This window comes from Accumulibacter sp., assembly GCF_031732815.1.
Classification (GTDB): domain Bacteria; phylum Pseudomonadota; class Gammaproteobacteria; order Burkholderiales; family Rhodocyclaceae; genus Accumulibacter.
This window is the reverse complement of the sequence record NZ_JAVMKF010000117.1, coordinates 21,644-29,763: the sequence shown is the minus strand read 5'-3', so window position 1 is coordinate 29,763 and position 8,120 is coordinate 21,644. Positions and strand designations below refer to the sequence as shown.

The 8,120-nt window shown below is 65.1% G+C and carries 6 protein-coding genes and 2 pseudogenes; 5 read left to right on the top strand and 3 right to left on the bottom strand.

Annotation, left to right across the window (positions count from 1 at the left end):
• Nucleotides 1–570: pseudogene (locus tag RKP46_RS08620) on the top strand (glycosyltransferase family 2 protein); the annotation flags it as partial.
• Between the two features lie 30 nt (nucleotides 571–600).
• Nucleotides 601–2,058 carry a hypothetical protein gene (locus RKP46_RS08615; protein WP_311106265.1) on the top strand — a complete coding sequence of 486 codons (1,458 nt, stop codon included), beginning with the start codon at nucleotides 601–603 and terminating at the stop codon, nucleotides 2,056–2,058.
• 21 nt (nucleotides 2,059–2,079) lie between these two features.
• Here RKP46_RS08615 and mnmC read toward each other — a convergent pair whose 3' ends face one another.
• From mnmC to prfB, 3 genes are all read right to left on the bottom strand, one after another.
• Nucleotides 2,080–3,309, bottom strand: a complete 1,230-nt coding sequence (gene mnmC / locus RKP46_RS08610) for an FAD-dependent 5-carboxymethylaminomethyl-2-thiouridine(34) oxidoreductase MnmC (protein WP_311106264.1) — start codon at nucleotides 3,307–3,309, stop codon at nucleotides 2,080–2,082.
• 18 nt (nucleotides 3,310–3,327) lie between these two features.
• Nucleotides 3,328–4,842 (bottom strand): lysine--tRNA ligase, encoded by a 1,515-nt coding sequence (gene lysS, locus RKP46_RS08605; protein WP_311106263.1) that lies wholly within the window; start codon nucleotides 4,840–4,842, stop codon nucleotides 3,328–3,330.
• 3 nt (nucleotides 4,843–4,845) lie between these two features.
• A protein-coding gene (prfB, locus tag RKP46_RS08600; RefSeq protein ID WP_311106262.1) for a peptide chain release factor 2 occupies nucleotides 4,846–5,950 on the bottom strand; the annotation gives its coding sequence in 2 pieces (ribosomal slippage) (nucleotides 4,846–5,868 and nucleotides 5,870–5,950; 1,104 coding nt in all).
• Between the two features lie 429 nt (nucleotides 5,951–6,379).
• On the opposite strand from prfB, the gene RKP46_RS08595 reads away from it, so the two are divergent.
• The 3 genes and pseudogenes from RKP46_RS08595 to RKP46_RS08585 form a co-directional block, all read left to right on the top strand.
• Entirely contained in the window at nucleotides 6,380–7,303 is a 924-nt protein-coding gene (locus RKP46_RS08595; protein ID WP_311106261.1) for a site-specific DNA-methyltransferase, read from the top strand.
• 201 nt (nucleotides 7,304–7,504) lie between these two features.
• Nucleotides 7,505–7,936, top strand: coding sequence for a phosphoribosyl-AMP cyclohydrolase (hisI, locus tag RKP46_RS08590; RefSeq protein WP_311106260.1), 432 nt, complete (start codon nucleotides 7,505–7,507; stop codon nucleotides 7,934–7,936).
• A pseudogene (locus tag RKP46_RS08585) lies at nucleotides 7,933–8,120 on the top strand (ATP phosphoribosyltransferase); the annotation flags it as partial. The gene hisI and the pseudogene RKP46_RS08585, both read left to right, overlap by 4 nt.

The following is an 8,120-nucleotide window of genomic DNA, read 5'->3' as shown; positions in this document are numbered from 1 at the left end:
CATCCCGGCGTCGGGATGATCATCGGCGCGCACGTCTCGGTTTATCCGGACGGACGCGAACGCCTGCGCGTACCGGCTGAGGTTCCGACCGCTTCACCACGCGAACTGGCGCAGCGCTACCTGCTCGACAAACGCATCGCCATCTCGCACGGCTGCACGCTTTTTCGCCGCGATCTGCTGCTCCAGCGGCCGTATCCGGAGAGCTTGCGCTCGGGCGAGGACATCGCTGTTTTCGCCTACCTGCTGATCAGTGCACCGGTTGTCGTTACCCCGCACGCGGTTGCGCGCATTCATAAGCACCCGGGCAGCCTGCGTCACGACCGGCAGAACGAAGAGGAGCGCGCACGGCTGATGACCAGCGAGGTCTTCGCCAGCCTGCCAGCCGAGTGCCAGCCGTTGCGTCAGCAGTACGAAGCCAGGCGCTATCTCTCGGCCTTTCGTGCAGCAGCGCTCGCCGACGACCGGCAGTGCGCTCGTCGCTACTACCTGCGAGCTTTTCGTCTGAGCCCGCGTCAGGCGCTACGCTGGGGCTATGCGCGCAAGGCCCTGCGCCTCTTCTTCTGGTTCTGAACCTTTCCGATCGGCTCGCCCAAAGTCAACATGCGCGCTCTTGTCCCGCTCGCCTCCTTCGCCCGGCGCCTGCCGCCGCCGGCCCTCGCTTTCCTTGCCAGCCTGGCGCTGTCGGCAGTCGCCATCGCGGGAACACTGGTTGTCAGCAAAGATGCCGCCTACTATGTCGACCTTGCCCGGCAGGCGCTCGAGCACGGGCCTTCCGCCGCGCGACAGATCGAGTCATGGCCGTGGTTTCCGCTCCTGATCGCCGGATCGCACCGACTGATTGGCCTGCCGCTGGAGTGGCTGGCGTTTCTGTGGTGCGCGCTGTTTGCTGCCGGCACCTGCGCCGTGCTTGTCGCGGCGACCCAGGAGCGGATCGCCGGCGGCGGCTACTGGGCCTGCCTGATCGTCCTCGCCATGCCGGCCTTCAACCAGTTTCGTGACGACATCATTCGCGAGCACGGCTATTGGTTCTTCATCGTCCTCGCCCTCTGGCTCGCTCTGCGCTGGCTCGAACGCGGCGGTTGGGCGCGCGCCGCGGTCATTCACCTGGCGCTCGCCGGGGCAGTCTTCTTTCGCCTGGAAGCACTCTTTCTGGTTCCCGCGCTGGCCCTCTGTCTGTGCGGCGAACTGCGCACGCGCCAGGGCTGGTTGCGCTTGCTGCAACTGAACGCCCTGCCGCTGCTCGGCGCACTGGCCGTACTGTTCGTCACTGCCAAGGGCGGCGGCCTGGAGCAACCGCGCGTCCTCTATTTCCTGTCGTTCATCGACCCGCGCAACCTGCTCGCCCGACTTGACCTGATGGCGACCGCCTTCGCCGAAGCGGTGCTCGCCAAGTACGCCGCTGACGAAGCCAGGCAGATCGTGGTGTCCGGACTAGCGCTGGTGCTGCTGGCCAAGTTCGTCGCTCTGAACGGGCCCTTCACGCTGCCCTTGTTCTTCGCCCGAGGCTGGTCCGCCATGCGTCAGGCCTATCCGGGGCTGCGCCCCTTCGCCTGGGCGTGGCTGGTCTATCTCCTGTTGCTGCTGGTGTACTTCGTCCAGAAGGGTTTCGTCAATTCGCGTTACGTCAGTCTGCTCAACCTGCTCGCACTGCCCTTTCTGACCAGCGCCCTGCTCGTCTTCGTCCAGCGCTTCCCGCGTCTGGGCAAGGGCTTGGTCGTCGTCGCCTGCCTGCTCATGCTGAACAACGTGGTTTCTTTCGGTGCCCGCAAGACGCATTACCTGGAAGCGGCCGCCTGGCTGACGCAGCACACCGCGCCGGCTGACGCGGTCTACTACGAGGACGCGCGCATCGCCTATTACGCCGGTCGCGGCTATCCGATCCCGCTGCAGGCGCGCGAGAAAGCGCTCGTACAGGTGCCGTCAGAATTCCGCTATTTCGTCCTGACGGCGAAACGTGACGAGGTGAGCCTGTCGGCTCTGCTCGAACAGCAGCACAAGCGCGTCCTCGTTCGCTTCGCCAATCGCAAGGGCGATGGCGTACTGATCGTCGGCGACTGAGTCTCCGCTGCGCCCCGCCGGCTAGTCGGCGGTCGATGCATCAGGCAACCGGGCAGCGTGGCGCTGCGACCGGCGGCTACGCCCCGGCAGAACGAAGCGGCCGGGATCGACCGCCTGCACCAGATCGTCGGCCAGCGGCGGCGGCTCGCCGCAGATCAGGCTGGCGAGCAGTTCGCCGGCGAGCGCCGACCAGACGATGCCGCGCGCGCCGAAGCCGTTGATCAGGAAAAGGCCCGGCACGCGCGGCAGCCTGGTGAGCGGCAGCGCCGGGCCGGCACGATCGATTGCCGCGCTGGCGGCGATCGGACCGATCATCGGCAAGCGATCGGGCGCCAGCGGACGAAAGCCGACGCGACCGCCAACCCCGGCCGGCCGGAGCACCTTGCTGTAGCCGGGCAGAATGAAGTCGAGTCGGGCGAGATTCTCGGCGTGGTCGGCCGCGCGCAGGCCCGCCTCGCCGTCATCGACGGCGAAGGTTGCGCCGGCGCAGCGTACGCCGTCGACCGCCGGCGTCACGTAACCCAGCCGGCAGACGACTACCTGCGGCGGCGAACCTGCCCCGGCCGCCAGATGCGAAACCTGTCCGCGCGCCGAGCGCAGCGGCAGGTGCGCGGTGACGGGAAAGCGGCGGGCGTCGACCGCGTTGGCGAGAACCAGGACGGGCGCCTCGGCGAGCACGCAGCCGGCCGCATCACACACGCTCCACAGCCCGCCGTGCTGGCCGATCTGTGCCACCTGACAGCCGAAATGCAGGCGAATCGCCGCGCCGCAGCGGGCGACGTTGGCTCGGCAGAGCGACGCGGGATCGACCCAGCCGGCCCGCGGAAACCACCAGCCGCCGAGCGCCACCGGCCAGCCGGCCAGGTGGCTCGCTTCCTCGCGGTCGACGAAGCGTAGAGCGTCGGCCGCCGGTTGTCGGAGTTCGACGACACGCTGTTGCGTAGCGAGGTGCGCATCGTCGCGCGCCAGGTGCAGAACGCCGCTCGGCTCCCAGCGCACAGGCAGATTCTGCGCCGTCAGCCGGGCAAGATGCTGCAGCGCGAAAGCGAAGGCAGCGTGCGTCAGCCTGCTCAGACGGTTGTCGTCGAGCGACGGCAGCGGGCGCATGACGCCGAGCAGATTGCCGGAAGCGCCTTCGCCAGGCGCCGCCGCGCGGTCGATCAGATCGACCAGCCAACCGCGCGCGACCAGCCGCTCGGCCGCGCTGCTGCCGGCGAGTCCCGCTCCGACGACGATCGCATGCGGCCTCATGCGCACGGCGCCAATTTCTTATTCCGGGCGCATCTGAGGAAAAAGAATGACGTCGCGAATGTTCGCGGCATCGGTCAGCAGCATGACCAGCCGGTCGATGCCGACGCCGCAGCCGCCGGTTGGCGGCAGGCCGTATTCCAGCGCACGGATGTAATCGGCGTCGTAATACATCGCCTCCTCGTCGCCGGCATCCTTCGCCTTCGCCTGCTCGGCGAAGCGCGCTGCCTGATCTTCCGGATCGTTCAGTTCGGAAAAACCGTTGGCGATCTCGCGACCGGCGATGAACAGCTCGAAACGCTCGGCGACTTCCGGGTTGGTGTCGCTGCGCCGCGCCAGCGGGCTGACTTCGGCCGGGTAATCAACGATGAACGTCGGGTCCCACAGATCGGCCTCGGTCGTCTCCTCGAAAAGCGCCAGTTGCAGCGCGCCGAGACCCATCTGCGGGCTGGTCTCGACGTGCATGGCGGCGAGTTTGTCGCGCAACCAGCCGACATCGGCGAGTTGCGTGCTGCTGAACCCGGGATGGCTGTGGCGGATTGCGTCCACGATCGTCAGGCGGGCGAAAGGTTTGCTGAAGTCAAGCGACCGCCCCTGAAACTCGAAGACCTCGCCGCCCAGCGCCTCGCGCGCGCTGTGTCGCAACATGCCCTCGGTGAAATCCATCAACTGGCGATACTCCGAGTACGCCTCGTAGAACTCCATCATGGTGAATTCCGGATTGTGCCGCGGGCTCAGTCCTTCGTTGCGGAAGTTGCGGTTGATTTCGAAGACCTTCTCGAAACCGCCGACGACCAGGCGTTTGAGGTAGAGCTCGGGCGCAATGCGCAGGAAGAGCTGCATGTCGAGCGCGTGGTGATGCGTCTGGAACGGGCGCGCCGTCGCACCGCCCGGAATCGGGTGCATCATCGGCGTCTCGACCTCGAGGAAGCCGTGCCTGACCATGTAGTTGCGGATCGACTGGACGATGCGGCTGCGCACGACGAAAGTGAAACGCGACTCCTCGTTGGTGATCAGGTCGACGTAGCGCATGCGGTACTTCTGTTCCTGGTCGGTCAGCCCGTGGAACTTCTCGGGCAGCGGGCGCAGCGACTTGGCAAGCAGACGAATCTGCGCGCACTCGATCGTCAACTCGCCGGTACGCGTGCGAAAGAGCGTGCCGACGACGCCGACGATGTCACCCATGTCCCAGCGCTTGAACGCGCTGTAGTTCTCCTCGCCGATCAGATCGCGGCTGACGTGCGCCTGGATGCGGCCCGAGAGATCCTGCAGCGTGACGAAGGCCGCCTTGCCCATCACTCGCTTGAGCATGATCCGACCGGCAAGCTTGACCTCGACGCAAGCCGCGTCAAGCTCGTCGCGCGTACGCACGTCGTAAAGCTCGTTGATCTTGCCGGCCGTATTCTCGCGCGCGAAGTCGTTCGGGTACGCCCCGCCGGTCTGCCGCCATTCGGCCAGCTTGGCGCGGCGCTCGGCAATGATATGGTTCTCGTCCTGCTGCGGCGAGCCCGCGGGCTGGCTGTCGTCTCGCTTCACGCCTTACACTCCCTGTTTGAGGCTGGCTTCAATGAACTGGTCGAGGTCGCCGTCGAGCACACTCTGCGTGTTGCCGACCTCGACATTCGTACGCAAATCCTTGATTCTCGACTGATCGAGCACGTAAGACCGGATCTGGTGGCCCCAGCCAATGTCGGACTTGGCGTCCTCGAGTTTCTGCTGTTCGGCCTGCCGCTTGCGCATCTCCGCTTCGTAGATGCGCGATTTCAGCATCGCCATCGCTTCCGCCCGGTTGCGGTGCTGCGAGCGGTCGTTCTGGCACTGCACGACGATGTTGGTCGGCAGGTGCGTGATGCGCACCGCCGAGTCGGTCTTGTTGATATGCTGGCCGCCTGCGCCCGAAGCGCGATAGGTGTCGATGCGCAGATCGGTCGGGTTGATTTCGACCTCGAAGGAATCGTCGATCTCCGGGTAGGCGGAAACCGAGCAGAAGCTGGTATGGCGCCGGGCGTTCGAATCGAACGGCGACTTGCGCACCAGACGGTGAATCCCGGTTTCCGAGCGCAACATGCCGTAGGCGTAGTCGCCGGAAATCTTCAGGCTCGCCGTCTTGATCCCGGCGACCTCGCCGGCCGACTCTTCGAGGATTTCGACGGCGTAGCCCTTGCGTTCGGCGTAGCGCAGATACATGCGCAGCAGCATCGCCGCCCAGTCCTGCGCTTCGGTACCGCCGGCACCGGCCTGGATGTCGACGAAGCAGTTCAACGGATCGGCCGGATTGTTGAACATGCGGCGGAATTCGAGCCCGGCAACCTCCTTCTCGATCGTTTCGAGGTCGGCGAGCACCGCGTTCAGCGTTTCGTCGTCCTCCTCCGCGCGCGCCATGGCGAAAATCTCGTCAGCATCGCGCAGCGCGTCGCCGACCCGGTTCAGCGTCAGGACGACATTCTCCAGCGAGCGCCGCTCACGACCGAGTTCCTGCGCCCGTTCGGCGTTGTCCCAGACGCGCGGATCTTCGAGCTCGCGGGCAACCGTTCTTAGCTGATCAGCCTTCTGATCGTAGTCAAAGATACCTCCGCAGTTCGCTGGCTCGCTGGGCCAGGTCGGCGAGCCGGTTTTCGATCGTGTTGAGCTGTTCTGCTTCCATGAGTTTGCCTGCTTTCGCTGAGTAAGGCGGGCATTATACGCCGCCGTCCTGCCGACCGCCGACACGCCCGAGCCGCGCGAGCGGACTCGGCCACCTGGGCGGCTGCTTCCGGCCGACCGCCAGGTGGCCAGGCGGCCAGACCGCCAGCTTGACGGCCGCGCACATGGCCGCCTACCATACCCGCCGATAGTCCCTTCGATCGCCCGTCCCGCAACGGTGTGCCGGGCCGGCCGGCAAGCCCGCCACGCCGACCACGGCGGTCGCCTCGCTGAACAGCGAAGCCGCAGCGAAGTCGAATCCGACAAGCCATGCCGACGAGATCAAACGACATCCAGAGCGATCTCCCGATACGCGTTGGCGACGCGGTTGCGGAGTCCAGCGTCTTCCGCCGGAAGAGCGTCCAGATCTTGTCCGCCCAGGCGTGATTCGATGAAAGCCAGCACGCACTGGCTGATCAACGCGGACTCGCGCGATCTCGCCTTCCTCGCGGATGGCTCGGTCCATCTCGTGGTCACCTCCCCACCGTACTGGAATCTGAAGCGGTACAACGAGCATCCCGACCAACTCGGGCATATCCAGGACTACGAAGCATTCCTCGGCGAGTTGGAAAGAGTATGGCGGCACGCGTACCGGGTTCTGGTTCCCGGTGGGCGTCTGGTCTGCGTCGTTGGTGACGTATGCGTTGCGCGGCGCGACTTCGGACGCCACCTGGTCTTTCCGCTGCACGCCGACATCTGCGTCATTTGCCGCCGCATTGGCTTCGACAACCTCAACCCGATCATCTGGCACAAGATCGCGAATGCCTCGTACGAAGTCGCGAATGGCTCGAAGTTCCTGGGCAAACCCTACGAGCCCAACGCCATCATCAAGAACGACATGGAGTTCATCCTGATGCAGCGGAAACCGGGCGGGTACCGACAGCCGACCGCGGCCCAACGCGAGGAAAGCCGCATCGACAAAGGTGACTTCGACCGATGGTTTCAGCAGATATGGAACATCACCGGAGCCTCGACCAAGCAGCACCCTGCGCCATTTCCTTTGGCCCTGGCGACGCGCCTCGTGCGCATGTTTTCGTTCTCCGGCGACACCGTCCTCGATCCCTTCTGTGGCTCGGGAACGACCATGATTGCCGCCTTGCGCAGCGGCCGCAACAGCATCGGAATCGACATCGACCCCGAGTACTGTCGGATGGCTGCGCGCTACCTGAAGGCCGAGAACACTGACCTTTTCACTACCGCCAGCTTGTCGTTCGAGAGGCTCGGCAGCGCCGATGCCGCATCTGAATCCGCGCCGCGGCTGCACGAGGATCACGCCCTGTACGAGATCCGCCCGGCGCGCAAGAAACTGGATTAGGGCAAGCCAGGCCGGGGCGCCGGTACGCGCCGAAGGCTGCGCTGCAGGCCAACAGGCGCAGCTCCCGAACGGGCATGTCCGAGAGATACGCCCTGTCGCAAGCGGTCAACGCTCGCCGAAATCGCTCAGGCGTTCGGCGCAACCGCTCGAAGCGGCTAAACTTGCGCCTGCGCGCTGCCGCAATGCCGTCCGTCGGCAGGATTGTGGCAGGCCGCGCGATCTGACAACACTCAACGGACAAGGAATGCAGGCTGCATGATCAGGATTGACTTTGAAAAGATGGGCGGCTTGATCCCGGCCGTCATCCAGGATGCCGAAAACGGCGAGGTGCTGATGGTCGCTTTCATGGACGAAAAGACTTTGAATCTGACCCTGGAGTCAGGTCGGACCTGGTTCTTCAGCCGTTCGCGCAACAAGTACTGGATGAAGGGCGAAGAGTCGGGCAACACGCAGGAGGTGGTCGAGGTGCTTACCGATTGCGACGCCGATACGGTGGTCATCAAGGTCAGGCAGAACGGTCCCGCCGCGTGTCACACCGGTAACCGGAGCTGCTTCTTTGTGCGTTGGGAAGACGGCACCTGGGTCGAGCATTCGCATCCGCTCTTCGACCCGGCCCAGGTGTACAAGAAATGAGCGCGCCGACCATTGGCAATCGGCTGAAGTTCGGTATCCCCAAGGGAAGCCTGGAGGAGTCCACCGTCGAACTGCTGCGCAAGGCTGGCTGGCGGGTAACCACCAGTTCGCGCAGCTACTTTCCCAGCGTCGACGATCCGGAGATGCGTTGCAGTCTGATCCGTCCGCAGGAGATGGGCAGATA

What these genes read in the sequence shown, in the direction of transcription:
- RKP46_RS08615 (WP_311106265.1), top strand. Translation starts at nt 601, where the DNA reads ATGCGCGCTCTTGTCCCGCTCGCCTCCTTCGCCCGGCGCCTGCCGCCG.
- mnmC (WP_311106264.1), bottom strand. Translation starts at nt 3,309, where the DNA reads ATGAGGCCGCATGCGATCGTCGTCGGAGCGGGACTCGCCGGCAGCAGC.
- RKP46_RS08595 (WP_311106261.1), top strand. Translation starts at nt 6,380, where the DNA reads ATGAAAGCCAGCACGCACTGGCTGATCAACGCGGACTCGCGCGATCTC.